The organism is Mycobacterium sp. ACS1612, from assembly GCF_001667505.1.
Taxonomy (GTDB): domain Bacteria; phylum Actinomycetota; class Actinomycetes; order Mycobacteriales; family Mycobacteriaceae; genus Mycobacterium.
In genome coordinates this window covers 52,936-78,895 of record NZ_LZHZ01000034.1, presented here as the reverse complement: position 1 = coordinate 78,895, position 25,960 = coordinate 52,936, and the positions used below count along the sequence as shown (strand labels likewise).

Genomic DNA, 25,960 nt, shown 5'->3' with positions numbered 1-25,960 from the left:
TCAGATCATGTCGACCTTGCCCGTATCGAGTGCGTAGTAACCGCCGACCATCTTCAGCTTGCCCTGCTTCTCCAGTTGGCCCAGCAGCGGCGACCGCCGAAGCTGGGCAAGGGTCAACGTCACGTTGGCACGAACGGCGTTGGTCACTCGGTCGCCGGGCTGCCCGGAGACCTGGCGGACCGCGGGGGCCAGCGCCTCGACGAGGTAGCCGAGGTCACCCTGTTCGGTCGACTTCTTGTCAAAGGCGTCGACAGCGGCCGTCAATGCGCCACATCGTTGGTGACCGAGCACCATCAGCAGCGGCGTGTTGAGTTCGGCCGCGCCGAACTCAAGGCTCCCGATCACCGAGTGGTCCAACACTTCCCCGGCAGACCGGACGACGACGAGGTCCCCGAAGCCGCGGTCGAAAACGAGCTCGACAGGCACGCGGGAATCCACACAACTGAGGATGGTCGCGAAGGGTCGCTGACTCGTGCGCACGGCCATGCGCCGCGCCAGGCTGTCGTCGACATGTTCGGCGTGGTTGTCGACGAAGCGCCGGTTGCCTTCGGTGAGGAGCTGCAGCGCGTGGTCGGGGTCGGTGGCCAGCGGTTCGACGGCCGCTTTGGCCGTGGCACCGCCTTTCGCCGGAGCGGAACACGAGCTGACGGCCAGGGCTCCCGCGCCTGTCGCAGCTGCGAGAAGGAGGTTTCGGCGGGAATGCTCGCGAGAAAGGGTCATGCGACTCCTTGGTTGGTCCGAACGGTCACTCGGAACCAACGGATTGCATACGATATTCGCTCAATGGCACAGGGCTCTGGCAGGAGTCGGAGAGCAGATTCCCGACGAAACGCTTGTTGGGCGGCCGCTCAGCACTTAGTCTGCCTTGGTGTCCAGCACAGCTGCTGACGAGCGACCCCGCGTCCGACGTGAGGTGACGCGGGCTGCGCTGATCGAGGCAACCGCCCAAATCATGCTCGACGAAGGCTATGCGGCGGCGACGTCGCGCCGCGTCGCGGCGAAGGCCGGCGTCAAGCCGGCCCTGGTGCACTACTACTTCCCCAGCATGGACGACCTGTTCGTCGCGGTGCTGCGCGACAAGGCCGAGGAGAACATGGCGCACCAGCGTGAGGCGATCGCCGAGGCGCAACCGGTGCATGCCCTGTGGCAGCTCAACGAGACGCTCGACGCGCAGTTGTTCACCGAGTTCTTGGCGATGGCCAATCACCGCAAGGCGATTCGCAGCGAGATCGTGGCGTACGCCATGCGATTTCGGGATCTGCAGGAGGGCGTCGTCACCTTGGCGCTGAAGGCGCGCGGGCTCGATCTCGAACAGTTCCCGCCAGTCGTCATGACCATGATCATGGGCGGTTTGGCGCGAATGGTCCTGCACGAGAAGGGCCTTGGCATCACGCGCGGGCACGATGAGGCCACGGCCTTCATCGAGCGATGGCTTGATCGCTTCGAAATGCCTGCGTGGGACGGAGACCCGGAGATGGAGCGCCGGTAGATGCTGCGTGTCGCCAAGCGTTTCTGGGTCGTGCTGGTCATCGTGCTGGTGGTGGCGGTCGCGGTGTTCGTGGTCGACCGCTTCCGCGGCTTCTTCGGCCAGACCGTACTGACGAAGCCGGGTGCAGGCCTGGTCAACGACCCCGAACCGTTCAACCCCAAAGTCGTCAAGTACGAGATCTTCGGCGACGGCAGCATCGCCACGATCAACTACCTCGATCTTGACGCCCAACCGCAGAAGGCACTGAACGCCCCGCTGCCGTGGGAGCTGACCCTGACCACCACCGCGCCCGCGGCCAGCCCGAACATCATCGCGCAGAGTGACGGCGGCACCATCGGTTGCCGCATCAGCGTGGACGGCGTGGTCAAGGACGAGAGGACCACTGACGGTGTGAACGCCCAGACGTTCTGCTTGGTGAAATCCGCATGACCGAGCCAGCGAGGTCGCCGAATGAGCAATAGGCATGTCGGGGCGCATCCGATGATCCCGCGCTTCATCAGGCTGTTCTGCGTGCCGATCTTGTTGGGCTGGATCGCGCTCGTGGTGCTCGTCAACGTGGCGGTCCCGCAACTGGAGGTGGTCGGCGAGGCGCACGCCGTCTCGTTCGCCCCGAAGGACGCCCCGTCGATGCAGGCGATGGAGCGGATCGGTCAGAATTTCAACGAGTTCAGCTCCAACAGCTCGGCGATGATCATCCTCGAGAGCGACCAGCCACTCGGCGATGCCGCGCACAAGTATTACGCCGGGCTAATCGACAAGCTCGAGGCCGACAAGACGCACGTCCAGCACGTCCAGGATTTCTGGGGCGATCCGCTAACCGCCTCCGGCGCACAGAGCGCCGACAACAGAGCCGCCTACGTCCAGGTCTATCTCGCGGGCAACCAGGGCGAGAGCCTGGCGAACGAGTCGGTGCAGGCCGTGCGCGACATCATCGACAAGTCAACGCCGCCAGCGGGACTCAAAACATATGTCACGGGTGCCACGCCGCTGTCGACCGATCAGCACCACGCCGGCGACAAGAGCGTGAAGCTGATCACCGCCATCACCATGGGCGTGATCTTCGTGATGCTGTTGCTGGTCTACCGGTCGATCGTCACCGTGCTGCTCGTCCTGGTGATGATGTTCATCGAGCTGTCCGCCGCCAGGGGAATCGTTGCCGCGCTGGCGTATTACGACTTGATCGGCTTGTCCACATTCGCGGTCAACCTGCTCACCACGTTGGCGATTGCGGCGAGTACGGACTACGCGATCTTCCTGCTCGGGCGCTACCACGAGGCGCGCAACAACGGTGAGGACCGCGAAACCGCCTTCTACACCATGTATCACGGCACCGCGCACGTGATTCTGGGCTCCGGGCTGACGATCGCCGGTGCGACGTTCTGCCTGCACTTCACGCGGCTGCCGTACTTCCAGTCGTTGGGAATTCCGTTGGCGATCGGCATGCTGGTCGCGACCTTCGCCGCGCTGACGATGGCGCCCGCGCTGCTGACCATCTGCAGCCGGTTCGGCCTGTTCGACCCGAAGCGCAAGACGGACACCCGGACCTGGCGGCGGGTCGGTACCGCCGTGGTGCGTTGGCCGGGACCGATTCTCGCGGCGTCGGTGGCGCTGGCGCTGATCGGGCTGCTCGCGCTGCCGTCATACCGGCCCGGGTACAACGACCGCAATTACCTTCCGCCCGACATCCCGGCCAATATCGGCTACGCGGCCGCGGACCGGCATTTCCCGCAAGCCCGGATGAATCCGGAACTGCTGATGGTCGAGACCGATCACGATGTGCGCAACCCGGCGGACATGCTGGTGATCGAGCGGATTGCGCGGGCAATCGCCCACACCCAGGGGGTCGGCAGGGTGCAGGCGATCACCCGGCCGCGCGGCGTGCCCATCGAACACACCTCGATTCCGTTCATGATCAGCGCGCAGGGCACCACCCAGCAGATGAACCAGGACTACATGGACAAGGTCATGGCCAACATGCTCACGCAGGCCGATGACATGCAGACCTCCATCGACACGATGGAACGGATGCAGAACATCACCGTGCAGATGGCGGCCACCACGCACAGCATGGTCACCAAGATGCAGACGACCACGGTCGACATCGAGGAATTGCGGGACCACATCGCCGATTTCGACGATTTCTTCCGGCCTATCCGCAACTACCTGTACTGGGAACCACACTGCTACGACATCCCGATCTGCTGGTCGATGCGGTCCATCTTCGACACCCTCGACGGCATCGACACCATGACCGACGACATCAAGAACCTGATGCCGGACCTGGAGAAGCTGGACACGCTGATGCCGCAGCTGATCGCGATCATGCCCGCGCAGATCGAAAGCATGAAGAGCATGCAGCACATCACGCTGACCATGTATCAGAGCCAGAAGAGCCAGCAGGACCAGATGAAGGCGATGCAGGAGAACCAGAACGCCATGGGCCAGGCGTTCGACGCATCCAAGAACGACGACTCGTTCTATCTGCCGCCGGAGGTCTTCGACAACGCCGACTTCAAACGCGGCCTCAAGATGTTCGTCTCCCCCGACGGAAAGTCGGTGCGGTTCATCATTTCTCACGAAGGAGATCCCGCGACCCCGGAGGGCATCGCGCTGATCCCGAAGATCAAGAGCGCCGCGTTCGAGGCCATCAAGGGCACGCCGCTGGAAGGCTCGAAGATTTACATGGCGGGCACCGCCTCGACCTACAAGGACATGCAGGAAGGCGCCAACTGGGATCTGCTGATCGCCGGAATCGCGTCGCTCTGCCTGATTTTCATCATCATGCTGTTGTTGACCCGGGCGGTGATCGCCTCGGCAGTCATCGTCGGCACGGTGCTGATGTCGCTGGGCACATCGTTCGGGTTGTCCGTGTTGATCTGGGAGCACATCCTCGGGACTCCCCTGCACTGGCTGGTGCTGGCGATGTCGGTGATCATCCTGCTGGCGGTGGGCTCCGATTACAACCTGTTGTTGGTGTCGCGGTTCAAAGAGGAAATCCACGCGGGCATCAAGACGGGCATCATCCGGTCGATGGCGGGCACCGGCGCGGTAGTCACCTCAGCGGGCCTGGTATTCGCATTCACCATGATGACGATGATGGTCAGCGATCTCGTGGTGGCGGGGCAGGTGGGCACCACGATCGGCCTCGGTTTGCTGTTCGACACGCTGATCATCCGGTCGTTCATGACGCCGTCGATCGCGGCCATGATGGGCCCGTGGTTCTGGTGGCCGCAGGTCGTGCGGATGCGGCCGAAACCCTCGCCGTGGCCGCAACCGCGAAATCCGGCCGACACGCCGGTGAGCGTCGGCGGCGGTGACGAAAATCCAACGGGCCCAATCAAATAGACACTGCAGCGCTGAAACCGCGTGGCGAGTTGGCCAGGGCGTCGAACATATGTTCTAATGAATCTGAAGGCCAGCCCGCGGACTGCGGGCGATGTTTCGACAAGGAGATCGCCGCAACGATGACCGTAGACACTCTTGCACCCGAAGCGCTGTCCGTCGACTCCGACACTCCCCCGCCGGCCGTGAGCACGCCCGGACTCTCCGCTGTCCCTCCCGCCGAGGACAAGCCGAAGAAGGCCCCGGCGAAGAAGGCGGCCGGGAAGAAGGCCAAGACTCTCGAGCTGACTTTGACCGTCACCGGGACCGCCGACGGCGAATGGCACGCCGAACTCAAGCAGGGCGGCACTTACCTCGCGCGCGACCTCGCGGTCGCGGCCGCTGCGGTGTCGCGGGCAGCCAAGGAACTTCACGAGGACCTCTCCGTTCCCATCGATCAGGTCATCGAAGAGGCACGAGCTCAGCAGGCCGCCAAGGTCGCCGCGCTCGAGGCCGAATTGGAAGCCGCCCGCAAGGCACTCGCCGACTTGGACTGAAATAGGCGCTTACGCAAGGCGGATCGCCTGGATGACGGCGTCATCACGGACGCCGTCATCACGCTATGTTGGCTCGGTGATGCAAAGCATGACCGTTGACTTGGCGACTGCGCTCCGCATGATCGCCGCCGCTCACGCCGAAGCCGAACGACGCTCGATCCTGGTGTCCGCCGCCGTGGTCGACGCGGGCGGAAACCTCGTCGCGTTCGGCAGGATGGACGGCGCGGAGATCGCGGGGCCGATTCTCGCGATCGACAAGGCGTACACCGCGGTCGCGAACCGCATCGCCACCTCGGAACTCGCCACTCTTGCCGCCCCGGGCGGTGAGCTGTTCGGATTGCACGCCAACGCCGGTGGTCGACTCGTCATCTTCGGCGGCGGCCTTCCCATCGCGCACGCCGGCGCGATAGTCGGCGGAGTCGGTGTCAGCGGTGCCAGTGCCGCCGACGACGAATCCTGCGCCGCCGCGGCGCTCCGGTGTCTCGACTGACGCCAGCCATCGGCCGCCGACGCCGAGACTGCGGTTTCTGATGGGATCTGACCCGAATTCGTCAAAAACCGTAGCCTCGGCGCGTTGCTGAGCCTCTAACGGCCTCGATCCTGCCAGTCAACTGAGAGTGCGGACCGGAGGGTTTCCGGTCCCTGACCCGTGCTGCTAGGTTCCAACCGATAATGGAAATCGTTTTCATTAAGGTGAGGAGTCACGGTGGCAGGTCCACGCATGGTCCGGTTTGGTGCAATCGCCGCAGCGGCGCTGACGCTGTCGGCCTGCGGCGACGGGTCGACGAATTCGTCGTCCGGCGGAGCCAGCACATCGCCCGCATCGACGGCGAAAATCGCTGTGGTAGCGACAATTAACGCGTGGGGCAGCATCGCGGCCCAGCTGGGCGGCGACCATGTCCAAGAAACCAGCATCATCACCAATCCCGATACCGATCCGCACGACTACGAACCCTCTCCCGCTGACGCCCGCACTGTCGCTGACGCAAAGGTGTTCATCGACAACGGAATCGGCTACGACAGTTGGGCCGACAAACTGCTTGCCGCCAACCCGACCGCCGACCGCGCCGTGCTGCGCGTCGGCGACGTGGTCGGGGTGCCCGACGGGGGCAATCCCCATCAGTGGTACTCCCCCGATTCAGTCGCCAAGGTCGTCGACGCGATCACCGCGGCGTACAAAAAGGCCGACCCTACCGATGCCGGTTACTTCGACACCCAGCGTCAGCAGTTCCTCGACCAAGGTTTGAAGGCCTACCACGACCTGGTCGCCACGATCAAAACCAAGTACGCGGGCACTCCAGTGGGAGCCAGCGAGTCGATCTTCTCACCGCTGTCGGATGCGTTGGGCCTCGACCTGATCACCCCGGCGGATTTCCTCAAAGCGATCAGCGAGGGCACTGACCCGTCGCCAGCCGACAAATCGACTGTGGACCAACAGATCTCGACCAAGGCGATCAAGGTGTATGTGTTCAACACTCAGAACAGCACCCCTGACGTGGCGGCCCAGGTCGACGAGGCGAAGAAGCAAGGCATTCCCGTCACCGCAGTGACCGAGACGCTGTCGCCGGCCACTGCGTCGTTCCAGGACTGGCAGTCTGCCCAGTTGTCTCAATTGTCGGATGCGCTGCACGCGGCCACGGGGAAGTAAATGACCACGGTGCGATTGCGCGACGCCGCCGCTGCGGTCGGCGGCCGTACCATCTGGTCGGGCGTCGACCTCGAGGTGGCCCCAGGCGAATTCGTCGCCGTTCTCGGGCCCAATGGCGCAGGCAAGTCGACTCTGCTGAAGGTGCTGCTCGGGTTGACGCCGGCGCGCGGGACCATCGAAGTCCTTGGTGCGCATCCCGGCAGGCGCAATAGCCGGATCGGCTATGTGGCGCAACGACGACCGTTCGACGCCAGCCTGCGGATCCGCGGAATCGACGTCGTAGGAATGGGATTCGACGGCGCACGATGGGGTACGCCGATGCCGTGGCGCACCGCCACGCGACGTCACCGAGTGGAGCAGGTGGTCGAATCGGTGGGCGCCGGCGAGTATGCACGTCGGCCCATCGGCCGCTGTTCGGGCGGCGAACAACAACGACTGCTGCTGGCCCAGGCACTGGTACGACAACCTGAGTTGTTGCTACTCGACGAACCGCTGGACAGCCTCGACGTGCCAAACCAAGCGGCGATCAGCGCGTTGGTGCGCGACATCTGCCGTCGCGACGGGGTGGCCGTGATCACGGTTGCCCACGACGTCAATCCGATCCTGCCCTACCTCGACCGCGTCGTGTATATCGCGCGCGGGATGGCCGTCGGTGGCTCCCCCGAACAGATCCTGACTGCGGACCAACTGACGTCGCTGTACGGCATGCCGATCGACGTGCTGCGCGACCGGACGGGCCGAATGTTCGTGGTGGGCCAGCCCGACGTTCCGCCGGGCCATGGCGGCTACGTCCGATGAACCCGCAACCCAGTTGGAATCTGCTCGACGATCTGCGGCAGATGACCGCGTACCCGTTCATGGTCACAGCGCTCTGGTCAGGCACCGTGATAGCCGTGTTGGCCGGCGTCGTCGGCTGGATGATGGTGCTGCGCCGAGAAGCGTTCGCCGGACACACCCTTGCAGTCGCCGGTTTCCCCGGCGCGGCGGCCGCCGCTTGGCTGGGCATGGCCACCGGCTACGGCTACCTGGCGGCCTGCGTCGTGGCTGCCGCGGCGATCGCGATGCTGCCGCCGTTGGCCCGGGCCGGCGGTCTGGCCGGGTTCACCGAACAACCGGCGGTCATCGGCACCGTGCAGGCACTCGCGTTGGCCACCGGATTGTTGTTCGTCAGCCTCTACCACGGCTTTTTGTCGGGGCTGACGAACTTGCTGTTCGGCACCATCACCGGCGTGAGCACCGCGCAGTTTCGCGTGCTCCTCGCCGCGGCGTTGGCCTGCCTGGTCGCCATGACGGCGGTCGGCCGTCCGTTGATGTGGGCGTCGATCGACCCCGAAACCGCCTCGGCGAACGGCATTCCAACCCGCCTCGTCAGCGCGGCGTTCCTGATGGTGCTCGGTGTCGCTGCGGCGGGCGCCAGCCAGATCACCGGCAGCTTACTGGTTTTCGCGCTGCTGGTGGCACCCGCCGCCGCGGCATTTCACCTCACAGCCCACCCCGGTTGGGGCATGACGGCTTCGGTGCTCATCGCACTGGCGGTGACGTGGGTTGGCATCGGCTGCGCGTTCTTCACTCCGTATCCGATCGGATTCTGGGTCGCCACATTCGCATTCGCCGTCTACCTGGCCGCCGCGGGCTATCGCGCGACGTTACTGCCACCGTGATCGCAGCTGGGCCGGTGGCCGGGCTGGCGCACATGTTGAGCCACCCCTTCATCGAGCGCGCGTTGATCGCCGGCACCGCGGTGGCGGTGCTGTGCGGATTGGCGGGTTACTTCCTGGTGCTGCGCGGACAGGTGTTTGCCGGTGACGCCCTCGGCCACGTCGCGTACACCGGCGCGATGGCGGCTCTCGCCGTCGGCTTCGACTTGCGCGCGGGGCTTTTCGTCGCCACGATCGGCGCGGGCCTGGCGCTGGGCTACGGCGGCCACCGGGGTGCCGACGACGTCGGGATCGGGTCCTTCTTCGCCTGGACGCTGGGGCTTGGCGTGCTGTTCTTGACCTACTACACCGTTCACGGCAGTACGCGCAACGGCGTGGCGAACGTCAATGTCTTGTTCGGCAGCATCTTTGGGCTCAGCAGCGCTGCGACCGCCATGACTGTCGAAATCGGGATCGTGGTGATTGTCGCGCTGCTGGTGATGGCGCGACCGCTGCTGTTCTCCACCATCGACCCCGTCGTCGCGCGATCCGCCGGGGTGCCGACCCGAGCGTTGGCCGCACTGTACCTGGCTGTGGTCGGCGCGACCGTAGCGACCGCCACCCCCGCCATCGGGTCGCTGCTCGTGCTCGGGCTATTGGCCGCACCGGCGGCCGCAGCCGGCAGGCTGACCACCCGGCCCTGGCGCGGATTCTGGCTTGCGGCAATGCTTTCCGCGGCGTCACTGTGGATCGGCATCGGTCTGGCCTACGCCGTTCCTAAAGCTCCGGCCAGCTTCATGATCATGGCCACCGCCGCCGCGATCTACGGCCTGACCGCCGTCCTCACCATGATCAAGGAGCGCCGCAATGGCTTCCCCGCAAGGCCGGCGACGAACACCCAAACGCCAGGCGGTCCTCGAGGTGCTCGGCCGAACTGAGACGTTTCGCACCGTCCAACAGGTGCACGCCGACATCAGGACTCATCACAATCTGCGGGTCGGACTCTCGTCGGTGTACCGCATCCTGCGCAACCTCGCCGAGGAGAACTTGGCAGAAGCCCAGCGCAGTGAGGACGGTGAACTGCTCTACCGCCTACTCACCGCGCCCGGGCACCAGCACTATCTGGTGTGTCGGCGGTGTGGCCGTGCCGTCGGATTCACCGCCGACGACATCGAGCACATCTGTGTGCGATTAGCCGGTGAGCACGGCTACCGCGATGTCACCCATCACGTTGACCTGTACGGCACCTGCCCAACGTGTCAATGACTGCGTGCTCAGACTGCCGTCGTGCCGCCGTCAACCAACAACTTGGCACCGCCCAGCGCCAGACCGCTTGATCCGCCCGTGATCACCGCTACCTTGCCGTCAAGCTTTCCTTTGATCACTCCATCGCGCGACTACCTGGCCGGCGAAGTCGAGCATCTGGTCGAGGGCGGAGAACATCGCGAAGGCATCGATGATCGCCTCGTCAGCACCGGAGCCGGCGAGGCGCTCGAGCTTGTCGACAACAGAGTCGACGGACGTGCCCGCATCGAGGTTGATCCGCATGACCGACTTCAGCGCATCCGGATCGCGACCCGCGTCCGTCGCCGCACCGCGCGCAATCGACCACAAGTGGTCGGTGACCTCGTCCTGCAGCCCCTCGACCCCGAGCCAGCCGGTACCGCTGCGGCCGACCCGGCGCATCGCGGCCTCGCTGGCACCGCCGATCCAGATGGGCGGACCCCCAGCCTGGACCGGGCGCAGGTCGGCATGGACCGGCGGCAGCGAGAAGAACTCGCTTTCCCAGGACACCGGGGTGGTCGTCCACCACTCGTGCAGGAACGCCAGTAGGTCGTCGAGCATCTGCCCGCGCCGGCGCCAGTTGGCGCTGCGGGCGATGTCGTGTTCGTCCTTCATCCATCCGATTCCCACGCCCACGTCGAGGCGGCCATCGCTGAGCACGTCGAGCGTGGTCAGCAGTCGGGCCAGGTGCACCGGCTCGTAGTAGAACGTGCTGAGCGTGCTGGCGTTCAGCCGCACCCGATTGGTGGCCGTCGCGGCGACCGTCCACAGCAGCACCGGATCGAGGTAGCGGGTCATCTGCGGCGGGTAGGGCTGCTCCTTGCCCGGGTAAGTGCTGTGCATATTGACGGGCGTGACCAGGCGATCGCCCACCCACAGCGTGTCGTAGCCAAGGTCCTCGAGTCCGCGGCAGAACGCGCTCAAGCCAGCGGCGCTGCTGACTGCGGGGCCGACGATGGGAAGTGCGAAGCCAAGCTTCATCACGAAAATCCTTTCGGTGATCTATCAACCATTCCGCGGCGGCATGTCGCCCGTGGCCTGCATACGGGGGAACTCAGGCGGCGCTTAGCGCGAAGTCGTAATTGCCTACGCCGTAGCGGGCGAGGCCCATCACGACCAGGCCCGTTCCTTCCAGCCAGTGCGCCATGTGCAAACCGCCGACGTCCAATGGGCGCAACTCCAGGCTCGCGATGAACTCCGCCACGCCCGCCTTGGCCTGGGCATCGTCGCCTGCGATGAAGACATCGAGGGGTCTGCCCTTGGCCAGGACAACACCGAAGATTGTGTTGAACGCCTTCACCACGCTGGCGCTGGCGGGGGCGGCCTCGGCAACTTGCTGCGCGATCGAGGTGCCATCGGGGATGGCCAACCCGTCGGCAGCGGGATTGAAGGGGTTGCTGATGTCGACGATGACCTTGCCTGCCAGGGCATCGCCGTACTGGGCGACAACCGGAACGACGTCGGCGTACAGCAGGGCCACGATGACGATGTCGCCGGCGGGGACGGCGCCGAACTCTCGTGCCGTGGCGCTGGGGCCCAGCTCGCTGGCGAGGTCGGCGGCCTTCGACGGGTCGCGCCCGATGACCTCGACGGTGTTGCCTCCCGCTACCGCCAGCGCGCCGATGGCGCGCGCCATGTTGCCGGTGCCGATGATGCTGATGCTGCTCATGGGGTGTCCTGTCTAAACTGAGGGGCAAAAGGTTGACTCCTCACCCTAAGCTCGTTTTGTTGATGCGTCAACCAAACCGGTGGGAGTGTGGAGGCTGATGGAACCGAAATGGCTGAGCCCCCGTGAAGACCGGGCCTGGCGGGCCTTCAAGCACGCGCATCATGAGCTCGACGTGCACCTGAACCGGAGCCTGCAGAAATCGGGCCTGTCCGGGGCGGACTACGAGATCCTGGCGGTGCTCTCGAGCAGCGAGGGCGACCGCATGCCGGCACACGAGTTGTGCACCACCTTAGGCTGGGAGAAAAGCCGTGTGTCGCACCAGGTGCGGCGCATGCAGAAGGATGGTCTGATCGGCCGCGAGCCCAACCCCGACGACGCCCGCAGCACCATGGTCCGCCTGCTGCCTGCCGGCCGCGCCGCCATCGAGAAGGCGGCGCCGGGGCATGTGGACGACGTCCGCCGGAACTTCATCGACCTGCTCACTCCGGCTGAGCTCGACATGCTGACCGCCCTCAATGAAAGAGTGCTGCGTCACCTGACCAGCGACGCCCCCGCCGAAGACGAACCCGCATAGCCGTTTTCTACCAACAAGATTCGCGAGCAGGTACGTCGCCACGCATCTGACATGAAAGCGGCCCCCGGAGTGATCTCCGGGGGCCGTTCCACTTAGTAGCGGGGACAGGATTCGAACCTGCGACCTCTGGGTTATGAGCTAGTGACCCGGCGTTGCATCCAAGCGCGTTCGTCGCATACGTGCCGTTCACACGGGGTGGACGGTCTTACGCGTTCCGCCGCGAGTGGTTGACTCTCCCCTGTCTCGCAGCGTTTCGTTCACAAATCCGTTCACAATTCTGGCCGGTGGGCGCAGATTAAGATGACGCTACGGATGCGCCGCGGGCGTTCACACGATGCGCTCAGACCCTGCTCACCGCTCTGGACGCGGACCCATCGTCGACGGAGGGACCCTACCGGCGCGGGCGAAGCGGTTTTACGATCCGGTTATGGCCTCTCACAGCGGCGTCGGCGTAGACGCGATCCTTCGACACCTCGACGAGGAATCCGATCGCACGAGCATCGAATTGACTCTGTACCTGCCCTGGGGCATCGCAACCGGAATTACAGTCCCGGGTTCGTACTTCGGCAATTACGTCGCTCACTTTTTCACCAGAAACGATGCCGGCGACATCACTGAACGACTTGCGGCACTCGACGCGGAGCAGGACCGGGTGTTCGTCCATCTGCGCAGAGCAAAGTGCTACGTCGCGGGCGAGGTAGTGCAGCACGACTCGCTTCGCATCCGCCTGTCTGACGTGTCGGCATGGACAGTCAAAGGTGTCGACGACCCCGGGCGCGCTCCGAATACTTCTTAGAAGACTGCCGTCGCGGGTCCGCTGTCTGGACTGGTGACTCGCATGGCCGCACCGTGGGGAGCTTGACGCGCTCGGCTCGAAGGCGCAATCAGTTCACCAACGACATCGCGTGCGTGCGCCGCAGCTTGCCCGAGGGTGTCTCGGGAATCAGGCCGGGCCACAACACCGTCACGTTGCGGGGCCGGACATCGACTTCGGCGAACACTTCGTGGGCCCCCTGTGCTGGATGCGGCGCACGTCGAGGAGATCGTCGTACTCTTTGCTTTCTACGGCGACCGCGAAGGTTTCCCGGGACAGCCGCGCGTCGAACCGTCCTCGTCGACGACACGTAATTCGAGGCCGCGCAGCGGCTTGCCGAGAGACACGATTCGGCGGGTGTGCCCTCTGGTCGCGGGCACTGCGCGGTGCAGGACCGCCAGCAGGTCGGCGTCCACCTCGTCGACGACCATGCCGCCGCCACACTCGGAGAACGACATGGCCACCGTTGTCTCGGCCATCCCGTAGACGGGGATGATCGCCGCGGGGCAGGCCTTGGGTGATCGACGCTCCTTCTGATTCGACTGCGGGGATGGCTGATTGGCCGCTCATTGCGGCTCGGTCAGATGAACTCACTGTTGCCGTACACGCGCAATGCCTAGCCGCCCAACAGCTCAGGTATCGCTTCCGCGACGTCATCCACAACGCGATGGCAGCACAATTGCGGGCGCATTTTCTGGCCGATGCATGGCTGGCGATCCGCGGTCAACTCCTCGACACCGCGCCAGGTAGCGGCAGCCGACAAGCTCCGAGCCCTTTACCCCTAGCGACGTGTAATCCGCGGCGGTCGACATCGGCGGTCCGGGCTGGATCAGCTTTTCGGTGTCTATCCGTCATTGAATGACGCGTTGAGCTCGCTGGGCTGAGGATCCTGTCATCCTCGACTGCACGCGCCGCTGCTTGATCGATCTCGTGACGGACCCTTGGCCTACATCGAATGGGCTTACGTCGATGCCAGGTGTTGACGCGGCGGTGCATGCTGGGCTCGGGCGGCCTGGACGATGGCGCCGGCGGTTGCGTACGCCGACGTGTACTGGTGCGCGTACCGGATGGGGAGATCGGCGGCCTGGCGCAGCAGCATGACCGCCAGGGCCATGCTCGTCCCGCAGGGCACGACGAGTAGATCGGCGCTGGCGCTGCTACCGGTGAAGGTCATCAGGCGCAGCTGGCGGTTGTCGCCGCCGTGGGCCGCCGGGATGCCGCGACGATTGAGTAGGTCCAAATTGGCGACACCCTGCAACGGCGACCAGTTGACGGCAATATCGAGCACCTTGCCCAGTGGTTCCTGCAGAGCGTCGGTCAGGTCGGCGAGTTCGCGCGCGATCGAGACCGTGTGAGGCCACCACGCTCCGTCCAAGCCGCTGCCGAGTGTGAACGCCAGGGTGAAGCGCACAGGACTGCGCAAGCGCCGCCCGTCGATGCCGCCGGTCACGCCCGGACCGCTTGGCGCACAACCGAGTTGAGATGACAGCGCGTGTGATCCAAGGAGATTTCCTTTATTTCGAGGCCGACGAGGGGTCGGTTTACGAATCGGATCGCACGCTGATCGGTTCGGCCGGGTTCCGGACGAGGATCACCGCTGACGACGAAACGGTTCACCTTGAGGCTACACCCGGGACTCGCCGACCGAGCACCCAACAGTTAGATCGGGTCCACAGAATATTGAAAAGCGTTGCAGCGCAACCGAAGATATTTCTCACGCTAATCATGCTAAGGTTGCCACGGATGCCGTCGGCATTCGTTCAGAATGAGAGAAGTTGAAAAGTATGACACAGGGAACTGTGAAATGGTTTAACGGCGACAAGGGCTTCGGCTTCATCGCCCCCGACGGTGGCGCAGACGATGTGTTCGTCCATTACTCGGCCATCCAGGGGAGCGGATTCAAATCGCTCGAGGAGAACCAGCGGGTTGAGTTCAACATCGAGCAGGGGGCCAGGGGCCCGCAGGCAGTCGGAGTGGCTGCCCTCTAAACGACGTCTAGCGAATGTGGGCTGGTGGATTTTCCGCCAGCCCACATTGCTTTCGGTGACTGGGCGTAGACTGAAAAAGTCGGGGCCATTCAGGCTCCGCTTTTAGGGGTAAACATGGCTGATAAGTCTCCCCGACAAACGATGATCAAGAAATTCGGTAAGTCGCTGAAAGAGAAGCGAGCGCGGAAGCGTGCCAAGCGGCGCGGGTTCATCGTCGATTACTGGCGTGCTCCATCGTCAGCCGCATTGAGACACCACGGCTTTCATTGAGTAGAGCTGGCATCATGTCCACTCTGGATGTGATGCAAAGAGTCGGTGGTATGTGGTGCGCGACAGTTCAGATCGCGCCGTTGCCGACTCGAGTGGATGGCCGTACTGCGGTCAAGACGGGAGTGTCGTCATGACACGACACGAAAGCCGGTCCGACTCCAACGGGCGGCACGCAGGACCAGAACACACACCGCGGTTGCGGTTGAAGCCCAAGGCGCCGATATCCGGGCATGTGGACGGGGCGTGGTGGCCGCTAACGGATGATCTGACAGCTGAGCTGCCGGATCTGCTGGCGGTGCTTTCGGTGCGCCTCGGCACAGTGGACCGCGTCCTGTACAACCTGGCCGAATGGGCGAAGATGCCGAAGCGACTGATCACCGGCGGGCGAGCCGTCCGACTCGACGGCTACCGGATACAGCCGGCCAATACCCTCCAAGTACTGGGGCTGAACCGCGAGAAGATCCTGCTGCTGGTGGTGCCTCCACATACTGATCCGGATATCGCGCACGAGGCGATGATGACCGCGGCTGCACCGAACGACGCTACGCCGGTCGCCGACCTGCTCGCGATCGGGGCGCACGACGGAAAAGCCTCTGACGACTATCGCCGCCCGACATTTCGTCACCGGGCGAGGGGTGTTCGTTCATGACGGTCAAAGTGACGCTCGCCGGTGGCGGCACCGACCAGTTCATGCGTTTCGGTGACGTCTACATCAAGCATCACGACGGCAGTCTCGACGTCCTCCGCACCGGCGTCAGACAGCCCTACAGCTACGCGGCCGGGCAGTGGACCGACGTCGAAGGCGACCAGAAAAGGTTCAAGACAAAGTTCTGGGTCTAGCCGACGTCGACGAACGCCAATCTGAGCCCAATTTGAGGATCCTTATGACATCGAACGATCTGTTTTCACATCCTGAAGAACCGGAGTCGGCCTCGAACCCCGAGCATGATTCGGAACCCGTTGAGTTTCCGATGTTCTCGGACCGTCCCGAGAAGCAGTCAACCGCACGGAACCGGTGACACAGCACATGAGGCGAGAGGTCGCCGCGCAACTCGAGGTCGAGGTCACTGCAGCATCGACGTTGGAATTCCAGATCGCGGTGGCACCGCACCCCGGTGCCGCCGTCGCCGAGGCGTTGACATTCGACTTGGACGGCACAAGCGTGGCGCCTCAGGAAATCAGCGGCGCGCACGGAAACCGGATCCACAAGCTGGACGTGCAGGCGGGTGTGCTGAAGGTCGAATACAGTTCCACCATTGTGGGACGGACGGATCCGGCGCCGGTGACCGCGTACGACTTGTCGATGTACCTGCGCCCGAGCCGGTACGCCGAGGCCGACAAGTTCTTCGGCTTCGCAGCTACCGAATTCGGTCAGTACATCGACTCGACGACTCTGTTAGAGAAGGTGTCCTCATGGGTTGGCACTCGGCTGAATTACGTGCCCGGATCCAGCGACCCCATCGACGGCGCCGTTGACACGCTCCTCGCAGGCGAAGGAGTGTGCCGCGACTTCGCCCACCTGGTGGTGGCGCTGCTGCGCGCGGTGAACGTGCCGGCCCGACTTGTCTCCGTTTATGCGCCGGGGTTGTCTCCGATGGACTTCCATGCGGTGGCCGAGGCTTTCGTCGAGGGACGGTGGCGGGTGGTCGACGCCACGCTGCTGGCGCCGCGACAGACGCTTGTGCGCATCGCCACCGGGCGTGACGCCGCCGATACCGCGTTCCTCGACAACCACAAGGGCGCAATCAATCTGAGCAAGTTCGAGGTGACGGCAGTCGTTGACGGAGACCTTCCGAAAGACTCGATCGACCAACTGACCTCGATCGGCTGACAACACCGCCGGGTGCCGACCGCGCGATGGACAAGGGTGTAGGTTGGCGGCATCGAGCGGCTCGATCGCAAGTCAGGATGCTCGGTTACAGGGAAATTCAATGGTGACGCCGGCACCTTTGCGTACACCCGACCTACATCGTCCGAATTGGTAAGAGAGACGATCCAGGGCCACTCCAAGCTAAGAACTGCGGTAGCCGTCCACGGTGCAAGTCCGTTTCATTGGCGATCACAGAAGAAGTCGCGCGGCTACGAGCGGAGTGGCGAGCACTCTATCGTTGAGCGGGTGGCGGGTCAGCCCATTGTCCCGCCTACAGTGGGCCTTTCCTGATAGCGGCCGGTTGTGCGGTGCGTCGGGAGCGGTCAAGGCTCGGCTGCGGCCGTTCGCGCAGCGGCATGGCCTTGGGGGCGCCGGCCGCACCGATCACCACAATGGCAGCCTCTGAGCGGGAGGCATCCACGCGCGTCCACGGTCCAAGTGCCCCATCGCTGGGCAGCCGCGCACTCCAGGCCGCATACTATGGATGACCAAACTGCAATCCGCGCAAAACCCTCATGCAATATCGAGACTTCTTGCAACACAGGCGATATGGCTGTGACTGACATTTCGTGGCGACTGGCCGATTCCGGTCGGATCTGGCTCGTTCTCGCCGAATGAACGGCAACTGAAAGCGAGCACACCGAACGGTCCGTGCCGGTGAAAGCTTGTGTCACGCATGACTGGCCTGGTCTCGACGGTCTCACAGAATTCTCGTTCAGCAATCCGTTGACCAATCGGGGTCGGCTCAGACGCCTACTCGGCAGGGTCTAACCGGTCGCGTGGGCGCTCGCGATCACTCTCGCACCTGGCGGGTGATGAGGCCTGTCGTGGACCGGGAATCGATGACGCATCGGGAATCGACCTGCTCACCTTGTCGTTCGTCGCCGTAGTAGACGCGATATCCCTCGATGACCGTCGTATCGCCATCTGAGTGCTTATTGGTGACAGTGGTTGTGCCATCCGCCGTTCGGGTGACGGTGAACCACTGACCGGACTGGGGATCCTGGATCGTGTCGCCCTCCTGGACCTCTGCCAGCGGCACCTGCTCTGTTGCATGTTCAGAACTCATTACCCTCCACCTCGCCTGATGGGTTGGCTGCGTCCGGCGACTACCCCCAGGATTCTCCTGCCAACGGCGCCGGTCAATCGAGTTTGTCGATGAATCGGGTTTGCCGCTTCGGCCAACGGTTGTCCACGGCCGGAGTAGGCTCAGCATGGGGACGGCAGATAGCCGTGCGTTGCGAACTTGTATCAAGGTCCCATCTACGGGACCGCCCCTGCCCGCCTCGCTTCACTCGCAAGTGATAGGCGGCCACCCATGGTCGACAACCAGTTCGCGGACATGCTTCGCCAGACGATGAGTAATATCACCGAAAAATACGCTGGCTCAACAGATTTGGACGTCACCCTCTCGGGCGTGACGCAGGCCGCCGTGCGCCTTATTCCCGGCATCGACAGCGCGGATATCCTGATGTTTTCAGCCCCTGACGGGTTCGAGTCAGTGGCAGCGACCTCGCCGCTGCCTCCAAGAATCGACGCCTTCCAGCAGGACTTCCACGAAGGCCCCTGTGTGGACGCGATGGACGGCGAAACATTGGTGCGATGCGACGACCTCAGTAACGATCCCAGGTGGCCCCGTTTCGGTAAGTCCGCTGTCGCAGCCGGGGTTCACAGTGTCCTATCGTTTCAGCTCTACACCCACGGGCCGCGCCGCGCCGCCATGAATTTGTTCGGCCTTAAACGCAACGCCTTCACCATGCAAGCCGAAGCATTGGCCGCGATAATCGCCACCCACGCCGCGACTGCGCTCATAGCTCACAACAAGGAGCTTGAGTTTCGGTCGGCACTGGCCCGCCGAGACACCATCGGTCAAGCCAAAGGCATGATCATGGAACGATTCGATGTCGATCCAGTGCGAGCGTTCGAGTTGTTGGTCAGAGTTTCCCAAAACTCCAATACACGGGTAGCTGACGTCGCAGCAGAGGTCGTCGCCCGCGGACCAGATCACCGCCTCCATCGGACTTCGATCGCCTGATACTCCACGCTGACCGGTGATTGGCCTGGCCACAGCGTGCGAACTGCCGGAGATAAGAGATAGGCACCCAGCGCATGCGTATCTTCTTCGCCTGACGCCGCAGGTGGCACCACCGCGGCCGGTGGACTGAGCAAAGCGCAGTCAACTTGGTCGCGGCGGTGCACAATGTTGCCGCCGCTTTCACGGCTCCTGGTCGGATGGACCAGCGATACTGTCTCAGCCCATCTTCTAGAGCCCGACAACAAAAACCCTAGCTAGGTCCTTCGGGCCTTGTACGCGCATTGAATAGAGCCAACCTCCGTGGGCTCGATTGCGTCCTCCTCGGCCACTAGTCGCCGTATTGGATTTCCAAAGGTGGTCAGGGCAACGGGCAATGTCTATCGTGGGCGCTGATCTGGCGGCGGACCCACAGAGCGGATACCACGTCAGCGTGCGGCGAGGCATTAAGCCTGCAATTTCAGCACGCCACCGGTTCGCGCGCCGTAGGGGTGGCTACTGCGTCAAGCAGTCGATGATCTACTCGACGCGACAGCGCCGGTCGGGGGTAGCGGCGAAATCTCAATGGGCACCAAGAGTCCTCTCGACGTGTCGGTCGCGTCGACGATGGGCGTTAACCGAATTGCGCGGACTGATCCGCGATGAGACGACGCGCGTGGACGTGTTTCGGCGTTTCCAGCTCGCTTACGGTGGGAATGCGCCCGTCAGCGTCGGCGCTGGGGTTGGTCACGTCCCGGTTCGGCGTGGAGGCGTTCGACGGGGTGACCCTGAGAGTTCAGCAGCGAGCCTGGCCCGCGGAACGCCGCCCCCAGTCGGTCCGCCACCCGATCCGTTCCCTCGAACAGCAGCGGGTAGCGGGCCGGCGTTGCGCAGCACGAACGGGATGTCGGATGGGCCGATAATTTGATGGTGGATCAGTCGGCGCCGAGATGCGCTCGCTGAGGCAGCGCGAACACCTATCCAGTAGACGACTCCCGGGCCGGCAGGACGCGACTGTGGGAGTGTAGCGACTGCGACAAGCTGTTCCATGTCGCCCGGCCCCGCCCATCGGAGTGAGACGACGACCTATCCAGCGAGCCACCACGGCCGGGGCGGCCTGTCCCCCGGCCTGCTGATGTCGCTGGGCCCGACCAGTTTCGCGACACTGTGGGTCTCACCGGCCAGCAGCCATGTCGGGGTACGGGTCTCGCGCTCGGAGTAGTCTCCCAAACCGCCCACGACCCGTGCGAGATCCCGGGTGGCCGTTTCGGCGCTCTGGGCGGTGTCGATGTAGTAGTTGATCGACCACCGCTTGAGCTTGGAGATCGTCAACACTGTTGCACCTAACGCATGGTGACCCCGGCGCACCGAATCCGGCGACCGAGGTTGCGGCACCTGCTGTGCCACAACCATTCTCGCACCCCTGTACAAATGTGCCAGACGGAAATTTCGGAGTGTGGTAGGGGTGAGACAAGATGGAACGGTTCCGTGTAAGTGCAACGAAGACAATGGTTTTGAGATGCGGTGACACTGTGGAGGCGAGGAGCTGTGATGGTGCTTGTCGACGGAGTGGTTAATGAATGAAGGAGCAATGAGTCAGCGCTCTCGACTGCGCGATCGTCCGTCCAGTCGACGGGCGTGACGGGCCAGGCGGATACGGTAGAACGCAGCGCGAAAACACCGTACGGAGTTGTCACTGCGGAGAATTACAGTTGTGTTGGCAGCCTCGATTCGACCTAGGCGACCGACGCCCATCCGGCTCAGAGCTTGTTGAGCGACAACCTCACACCGCGCCTGCTGCGCATCTGCCAGGCGATCCACTTCGAAGGTGGTGAATCAAATTGGAAGACAACGTGTTCAACGAGTTCCCACTTCTGCTCGCGGTACCTCGGGCGGCGCAGCTGTTGGAAATCAGCCGGGCTGCAGCGTATCGCCTCGTGGCCTCCGGCGAGCTGCCGGTTCGACGGCTAGGCGGCCGGGTGTACATCGTGACCGCCGGGCTGCGTGAGCTGATGGCGTCATGAAGGGCTCAGTCTACTAGCGCTCTGCCGTGAGCATCAGATCAGTCGACAGACGTTTTACAATTACCAGCGCCGTTTCGGTGAGAGCGGCCTGGCCGGACTTGGAGAACGGTCGCGACGGCCGCTGCGTTCACCGGGCCGGACCGCGGCCGCGGTCGTCGGGCCCTACGTCATCAACGTCGGACGCCGATGGAGCGGACACACCTGCGACACGATCTGCGACGGCACCCACGTCGTCGTCTTCAGCGGAACCACGTAGTGCGTGAACTCACCGCCAACCCCAACCGCCGATACCAGAACGGTCAACGCAAGCCAGGAACCACGGCAAACGCGAACCCAAACCGGCATCATGACTGTCAGCGATGTCCCGAGACAAAAGTGTCAACGATGTCCCGAGACACCATAAAGGTCGTTAGCAAGCCTCATGTTCACAAATCCGTTCCCAAATGGCACGAGAACGGCCCCCGGAGTGATCTCCGGGGGCCGTTCCACTTAGTAGCGGGGACAGGATTCGAACCTGCGACCTCTGGGTTATGAGCCCAGCGAGCTACCGAGCTGCTCCACCCCGCGTCGGTGAACACAAGGTTACCCAAGGCGCTGCCGCACTTCCAAATCGCCTGCTATCCGCCGCCAGCACACGCAGATTCCGGCGGGTCATTTGGCCGATTGGTACTGCTTCATCGCGTCGTCGAGGCGCTGCAGCGCCTGGCCGTAGTCGGCGAAGTTACCGCTCTGCTGCGCCTGCCGGATGTTGTCGAGCGCCGAGTTGACCTCTTGCAGCGCTGCGGCTTTGGCCGCTGACAACTGCGCCGCACCGCCATTCGGCGGCACCGCGATCGGAGTGGGCACCTCCGGTGCCTGGCCTTGGCTGGGCGGCGGCGCTGCCGCCCGCTGGCCGTCAGACGGCGGTGGGGAGGCAGGCGGGGGTCCATTCACCGGCCCGGCCGGTGCCGGGCCGGTCGCCGTGGCATCGGCACCGGGGCCGAACAACTCGGTGAGCGCATCACGGACCGTCGGGCCGTAGCCAACCCGGTCGTTGTACATCATCGCCACGCGGATCAATCGCGGATACGACGACGCCGCGTCGCTGGCCCCCGGTGACGCGTACACCGGCTCGACGTAGAGCAGGCCGCCCTGCGCGACCGGCAACGTCAGCAGATTGCCCCACCGGATCCGGTTCTGGTTGTCGCGCCCGATCACACCGAGGTCCTGGCTGACCGCGGTGTCCGTGGTGATCGCGTTGTTGGCCAGCTTGGGCCCGTTGACCTGACCCGGAATCGTCAACACCGTGATCTTGCCGTACGTGGCCGGATCCGAACTCGCGCTGATGTAGGCGGCCAGGAAGTCGCGCCTGAACCGGTTCATCGCGCTGGTCAGCTGGAAAGAAGCCGAATTGTCGTCGGATGCAAGGTCTTTGGCGACGATGTAGTACGGCGGTTGGAAGCTGCTCGCGGTCGGGTTCGGGTCCAGCGGCACGTCCCAGAAGTCCGACGTCGAGAAGAACGTGACCGGATCGTTGACGTGATACTTCGCCAACAGACTGCGCTGCACCTTGAACAGGTCCTCGGGATAGCGCAGGTGGGACTGCAGTTCCGGCGAGATGTCGCTCTTGGGCTTCACCGTTCCCGGGAACACCTTCATCCACGCCTGCAGCACGGGGTCCTTCTCGTCCTGTGCGTACAGCGTGACGGTGCCGTCGTAGGCGTCGACGGTGGCCTTCACCGAGTTGCGGATGTAGGACACCATCTTGTCGGGGGCAAGACGGTTGACCGCCACCTCGTTGGAGTCAGCAGTGGCCGACGACAACGACGTCAGTTGTGAGTACGGGTAGTTGTCCAGTGTGGTGTAGCCGTCGACGATCCACACCATCCGCTTGTTGACGATCGCCGGGTACACACTGGTGTCAGTGGTCAACCACGGCGCAACGGCCTTCACCCGCTGCGCGGGATCACGATTGAACAGGATCTTGCTGTCGGGCCCGATTGGGTTGGGGAACACCAGTTTTCGCTCGGAGAACTTGGCGGCGAATACGGCACGCGCCAACCAGTTGCCGATCGGGACGCCACCCTTACCGCTGTAGGTGTAGTTCTTGGTTTCGGTGTTGGTCTCGTAGTCGTATTCGCGGTCGTTGCCGTTCTTGCCGACGATCGCGTAGTCGTCCGAGGTGCTGGCGATGACCGGGCCGAAGTAGATCCGCGGCTGGTCCAGCGGCGCAGGCCCCGGCGAGATCACGCTGCCGTTGGCGCCCACCACACTGGCGAGGAACTCCGGATAGCCACCGTTCTGATTCGGGTCGTTGGCGACGCCACGGACCGTGTTGGCCGGCGAGGCGATGAATCCGTTGCCGTGGGTGTAAACGAAGTGCCGGTTGATCCAGTCCCGCTGGTTGTCGATCAGCCTGTCTGGGTTGAGCTCTCGCGCCGCGACCACGAAGTCGCGCAGGTTGCCGTCGGGTCCGTTGTAGCGGTCGATCGACAGCTGATCCGGGAAGTAGTAGAAGTTTTTGCCCTGCTGAAACTGGGTGAACGCCGGGCTGACGATGGTCGGGTCGAGCAGTCGGATGTTCGACGTCGTCGCGCGGTCGGCGGCGACCTGCTGCGCGTTGGTCTGCGCGTTGCCGCTGTAGTCACGGTAGGTGACGGTGTCCGCCGTCAACCCGTACGCCTGTCTAGTGGCCGTGATACTTCGACTGATGTAGTCGCTTTCCTTTTGTGCTGCATTGGGTTTGACGCTGATTTGCTCGACAATCGTCGGCCAGCCCCAGCCCACGATCAGCGAACTCAGCAGCAGCAGCACCACCCCGATCGCCGGGATGCGCAAGTCCCGCAACACAATCGCGGAGAACACGGCGACCGCGCAGATCACCGCGATGGTCATCATGATGAGTTTGGCGGGCAGCACCGCGTTGATGTCGGTGTAGCCGGCGCCGGTGAACGGTTTGCGGCTGTCGGCGTGGCTCAGCAGTTCGTATCGGTCGAACCAGTACGCGACCGCCTTGAGCAGCATCAGGATGCCGACCAGCGTGATCAGCTGGATGCGCGCCGAGCGGCTCAGCGCCCCGGTACGTCCGGACAGCCGGATGCCGCCGAACAGGTAATGCGTCACCAAGTTGGCGATGAACGCGATGAACACCGCACCGAAGAGGTAGCTGAGCAGCAGCCGGTAGAACGGCAGATCGAACGCGTAGAAGCCGAGGTCCTTGCCGAACTGCGGATCGGCCACCCCGAAGCTGCCCCCGTGCAGGAACAGCTGAACGCGATCCCAGTACGTCTGGAGGAAGAAGCCGGTGAAGACGCCGATGACCACCGGCACCCCGATGCCGATCAGCCGCAGCCGTGTCATCACCGCGGTCCGGTACCGGGCCACCGGATCGTTCGGGCCCGCGGTCGGGACGAACACGGGCCGAGTGCGGTAGGCCAGCGCGAGCGCACCGAAGACGATGGCGGCCATCACCAGGCCCGCCACCAGACCGACGACGAGCCGGGTGAGCAACTTAGTGGTGAACACCGAGCGGTACCCGAGTTCGCCGAACCACAGCCAGTCGACGTAGGCGTCGACCAGCCGCGGTCCAAACAACAACAGCAGCACGATCGCCAGGGCGACCCCGATCAGAATCCGGCTACGTCGTGTCAGCTTCGGCATTCGCGCCGCGGGCCGCATACCCACTCGTCAACTCCAGTCTTGGGATTTGTGAACGTCGACCGACGATGTGGTCCCAACTTTACGCATTCGCTGCACGGCAGATTCTCAGCAACGGGGAGGTTCGCCACCGGCAGAAAGCGCATGTAACGCATCCACGGCCTGCGGCAGGTTGTCCACCTTGATCAACTCGAGCCCGTCCTCGTGCGCCGATTTGGCCTCGTCACAGTTGTCGGCGGGCACCAGGAAGACCGTGGCGCCCGCTTCCTTGGCCGCCAGCATCTTGTGGGTGATGCCGCCGATCGACCCGACTTTGCCCTCGCTGTCGATGGTCCCGGTACCCGCGACGAACTTCCCGTCGTTGAGATCGCCCGTGGTCAGCTTGTCGACCACGGCTAGCGAGAACATCAGGCCCGCCGACGGGCCGCCGATGTTGGCGAGGTTGAAATCGATCGCGAACGGCGCCCACGGCGCGTCCAGCACACCGACGCCGAGGTATCCGTAGTCGCGGTCCGGGTTGGAACCCAGCGTGATGGTGGCGACGCCCGCCGGCGCGTTCTTACGGCGGTAATCCAAGACGATGGCGTCGCCGGGCTTGGTGGCCTTGAGCAGGCTGGTGAACTGGTCGAGGTTGGCAACCGGCTTGCCGTTGAAGCCGTCGATGGCGTCCCCGCGCTGCAGCTTGCCGACCGACGGACCGGGGTCGCTGACGTTCTCCACCGTCACCGCCGACGGGTACTTCAAAAAGCTCAGGGCCGCATACTCGGCGCTGTCCTCGGAACGCTTGAAATCGGTGTTGTTGGCCTGGTCGATCTCGTCCTTCGACTTGTCCGGCGGATACACAAGATCACGCGGGACCAGCTGCTCGCGGCCCGACATCCACAGCGTCAACGCCTGCCCGAGGGTGAGGTCGTCGCGCTGGGACACCGTGGTCATGTTGAGGTGTCCGGACGTTTTCTTGACGTCGGCGCCCTCGATGTCGACGACCTGTTTGCCGTCGACAGCGCCTAGCGTGTCGAACGTCGGGCCCGGCCCGAGCGACACATACGGCACCGTCACCAGCGAGAGCAGCACCCCGAACGCCAAGATAGGCACCAAGGCGACCAGCAGCGTAGAAATCCGCCTGTTCACGGCGACCAATGTACGGTTCGCTCTCGGCGTGACCCGC

26 protein-coding genes, 1 tRNA gene and 2 pseudogenes are annotated in these 25,960 nt (G+C 63.9%); 19 read left to right on the top strand and 10 right to left on the bottom strand.

What is annotated here, in order from left to right; all coding sequences use genetic code 11:
• On the bottom strand, positions 1-720 hold the full coding sequence (locus A5724_RS15210) for a carbonic anhydrase (RefSeq protein WP_067803119.1): 720 nt from the start codon (positions 718-720) through the stop codon (positions 1-3).
• Positions 721-868: 148 nt separating this feature from the next.
• On the opposite strand from A5724_RS15210, the gene A5724_RS15205 reads away from it, so the two are divergent.
• The 10 genes from A5724_RS15205 (at position 869) to A5724_RS15160 (ending at position 9,918) form a co-directional block, all read left to right on the top strand.
• Entirely contained in the window at positions 869-1,489 is a 621-nt protein-coding gene (locus tag A5724_RS15205) for a TetR/AcrR family transcriptional regulator (RefSeq protein WP_082965039.1), read from the top strand.
• Positions 1,490-1,918, top strand: a complete 429-nt coding sequence (locus tag A5724_RS15200; RefSeq protein ID WP_067803115.1) for an MmpS family transport accessory protein — start codon at positions 1,490-1,492, stop codon at positions 1,916-1,918.
• A 21-nt stretch (positions 1,919-1,939) separates the two neighbouring features.
• The gene (locus A5724_RS15195) at positions 1,940-4,834 is read left to right on the top strand and encodes an RND family transporter (protein ID WP_067803108.1); all 2,895 of its coding nucleotides are present in this window, start codon (positions 1,940-1,942) and stop codon (positions 4,832-4,834) included.
• 119 nt (positions 4,835-4,953) lie between these two features.
• A complete protein-coding gene (locus A5724_RS15190; RefSeq protein WP_067803106.1) occupies positions 4,954-5,367 on the top strand; it encodes a DUF6319 family protein in 414 nt (137 codons plus the stop codon).
• An 88-nt stretch (positions 5,368-5,455) separates the two neighbouring features.
• Complete coding sequence (locus A5724_RS15185) at positions 5,456-5,857, top strand: heme-binding protein (RefSeq protein ID WP_067803104.1); 402 nt, start codon at positions 5,456-5,458, stop codon at positions 5,855-5,857.
• A gap of 216 nt (positions 5,858-6,073) precedes the next feature.
• Entirely contained in the window at positions 6,074-7,015 is a 942-nt protein-coding gene (locus A5724_RS15180; protein ID WP_232004853.1) for a metal ABC transporter solute-binding protein, Zn/Mn family, read from the top strand.
• Positions 7,016-7,813 (top strand): metal ABC transporter ATP-binding protein, encoded by a 798-nt coding sequence (locus A5724_RS15175; protein WP_082965038.1) that lies wholly within the window; start codon positions 7,016-7,018, stop codon positions 7,811-7,813.
• The gene (locus tag A5724_RS15170) at positions 7,810-8,676 is read left to right on the top strand and encodes a metal ABC transporter permease (RefSeq protein WP_067803098.1); all 867 of its coding nucleotides are present in this window, start codon (positions 7,810-7,812) and stop codon (positions 8,674-8,676) included. The genes A5724_RS15175 and A5724_RS15170 overlap by 4 nt, the downstream gene beginning before the upstream one ends.
• Positions 8,673-9,590 (top strand): metal ABC transporter permease, encoded by a 918-nt coding sequence (locus A5724_RS15165; RefSeq protein ID WP_232004852.1) that lies wholly within the window; start codon positions 8,673-8,675, stop codon positions 9,588-9,590. The genes A5724_RS15170 and A5724_RS15165 overlap by 4 nt, the downstream gene beginning before the upstream one ends.
• A complete protein-coding gene (locus A5724_RS15160; RefSeq protein ID WP_067803095.1) occupies positions 9,574-9,918 on the top strand; it encodes a Fur family transcriptional regulator in 345 nt (114 codons plus the stop codon). The genes A5724_RS15165 and A5724_RS15160 overlap by 17 nt, the downstream gene beginning before the upstream one ends.
• Positions 9,919-10,017: 99 nt before the next feature.
• Here the strand turns inward: A5724_RS15160 and A5724_RS15155 are convergent, their stop codons facing one another.
• Both A5724_RS15155 and A5724_RS15150 read right to left on the bottom strand, forming a co-directional pair.
• The gene (locus A5724_RS15155) at positions 10,018-10,917 is read right to left on the bottom strand and encodes a TIGR03619 family F420-dependent LLM class oxidoreductase (protein WP_067803092.1); all 900 of its coding nucleotides are present in this window, start codon (positions 10,915-10,917) and stop codon (positions 10,018-10,020) included.
• A gap of 73 nt (positions 10,918-10,990) precedes the next feature.
• Complete coding sequence (locus A5724_RS15150; RefSeq protein ID WP_067803087.1) at positions 10,991-11,605, bottom strand: NADPH-dependent F420 reductase; 615 nt, start codon at positions 11,603-11,605, stop codon at positions 10,991-10,993.
• A 97-nt stretch (positions 11,606-11,702) separates the two neighbouring features.
• Here A5724_RS15150 and A5724_RS15145 point away from each other — a divergent pair, with 97 nt between their 5' ends.
• Complete coding sequence (locus tag A5724_RS15145) at positions 11,703-12,179, top strand: MarR family winged helix-turn-helix transcriptional regulator (RefSeq protein ID WP_067803084.1); 477 nt, start codon at positions 11,703-11,705, stop codon at positions 12,177-12,179.
• A gap of 427 nt (positions 12,180-12,606) precedes the next feature.
• Complete coding sequence (locus tag A5724_RS15140; RefSeq protein WP_067803082.1) at positions 12,607-12,975, top strand: hypothetical protein; 369 nt, start codon at positions 12,607-12,609, stop codon at positions 12,973-12,975.
• Between the two features lie 88 nt (positions 12,976-13,063).
• On the opposite strand, the pseudogene A5724_RS33130 reads toward A5724_RS15140, so the two are convergent.
• Together A5724_RS33130 and A5724_RS15130 are read right to left on the bottom strand one after the other, a co-directional pair.
• Positions 13,064-13,499, bottom strand: a pseudogene (locus tag A5724_RS33130) (long-chain fatty acid--CoA ligase); the annotation flags it as partial.
• A 455-nt stretch (positions 13,500-13,954) separates the two neighbouring features.
• Positions 13,955-14,443 carry a DUF5994 family protein gene (locus A5724_RS15130; RefSeq protein WP_232004851.1) on the bottom strand — a complete coding sequence of 163 codons (489 nt, stop codon included), beginning with the start codon at positions 14,441-14,443 and terminating at the stop codon, positions 13,955-13,957.
• 334 nt (positions 14,444-14,777) lie between these two features.
• Between A5724_RS15130 and A5724_RS15120 the strand changes: the two genes are divergently transcribed.
• The 4 genes from A5724_RS15120 to A5724_RS15105 all read left to right on the top strand — a co-directional run bounded on the left by A5724_RS15120 (position 14,778) and on the right by A5724_RS15105 (position 17,082).
• Positions 14,778-14,981, top strand: coding sequence for a cold-shock protein (locus A5724_RS15120; protein ID WP_067803077.1), 204 nt, complete (start codon positions 14,778-14,780; stop codon positions 14,979-14,981).
• 400 nt (positions 14,982-15,381) lie between these two features.
• Positions 15,382-15,900, top strand: coding sequence for a DUF5994 family protein (locus A5724_RS15115; protein WP_067803075.1), 519 nt, complete (start codon positions 15,382-15,384; stop codon positions 15,898-15,900).
• Positions 15,897-16,091, top strand: a complete 195-nt coding sequence (locus tag A5724_RS15110; protein ID WP_067803073.1) for a hypothetical protein — start codon at positions 15,897-15,899, stop codon at positions 16,089-16,091. Before A5724_RS15115 ends, A5724_RS15110 begins: the two co-directional genes overlap by 4 nt.
• Positions 16,092-16,278: 187 nt before the next feature.
• Positions 16,279-17,082: a transglutaminase family protein gene (locus A5724_RS15105; RefSeq protein ID WP_067803070.1), complete on the top strand. Its 804-nt coding sequence runs from the start codon at positions 16,279-16,281 to the stop codon at positions 17,080-17,082.
• An 832-nt stretch (positions 17,083-17,914) separates the two neighbouring features.
• Here A5724_RS15105 and A5724_RS15100 read toward each other — a convergent pair.
• Entirely contained in the window at positions 17,915-18,190 is a 276-nt protein-coding gene (locus A5724_RS15100; protein WP_156752292.1) for a hypothetical protein, read from the bottom strand.
• 249 nt (positions 18,191-18,439) lie between these two features.
• On the opposite strand from A5724_RS15100, the gene A5724_RS15095 reads away from it, so the two are divergent.
• Entirely contained in the window at positions 18,440-19,156 is a 717-nt protein-coding gene (locus A5724_RS15095; RefSeq protein WP_067803065.1) for a GAF and ANTAR domain-containing protein, read from the top strand.
• Between the two features lie 1,062 nt (positions 19,157-20,218).
• On the opposite strand, the gene A5724_RS15090 is transcribed toward A5724_RS15095, so the two are convergent.
• The gene (locus tag A5724_RS15090; protein WP_067803062.1) at positions 20,219-20,467 is read right to left on the bottom strand and encodes a hypothetical protein; all 249 of its coding nucleotides are present in this window, start codon (positions 20,465-20,467) and stop codon (positions 20,219-20,221) included.
• 506 nt (positions 20,468-20,973) lie between these two features.
• Here A5724_RS15090 and A5724_RS15085 point away from each other — a divergent pair.
• Together A5724_RS15085 and A5724_RS33125 are read left to right on the top strand one after the other, a co-directional pair.
• Positions 20,974-21,156 (top strand): helix-turn-helix domain-containing protein, encoded by a 183-nt coding sequence (locus A5724_RS15085; RefSeq protein ID WP_232004850.1) that lies wholly within the window; start codon positions 20,974-20,976, stop codon positions 21,154-21,156.
• A gap of 10 nt (positions 21,157-21,166) precedes the next feature.
• Positions 21,167-21,412 (top strand): annotated as a pseudogene (locus tag A5724_RS33125) (helix-turn-helix domain-containing protein); the annotation flags it as partial.
• 237 nt (positions 21,413-21,649) lie between these two features.
• Here the strand turns inward: A5724_RS33125 and A5724_RS15075 are convergent.
• From A5724_RS15075 to A5724_RS15065, 3 genes are all read right to left on the bottom strand, one after another.
• Positions 21,650-21,723: transfer RNA gene (locus A5724_RS15075), tRNA-Met, on the bottom strand.
• A gap of 84 nt (positions 21,724-21,807) precedes the next feature.
• Positions 21,808-24,819, bottom strand: a complete 3,012-nt coding sequence (locus tag A5724_RS15070; protein ID WP_082965036.1) for a UPF0182 family protein — start codon at positions 24,817-24,819, stop codon at positions 21,808-21,810.
• Between the two features lie 81 nt (positions 24,820-24,900).
• Positions 24,901-25,923: a PDZ domain-containing protein gene (locus A5724_RS15065; RefSeq protein WP_067803049.1), complete on the bottom strand. Its 1,023-nt coding sequence runs from the start codon at positions 25,921-25,923 to the stop codon at positions 24,901-24,903.
• Positions 25,924-25,960 lie beyond the last annotated feature (37 nt).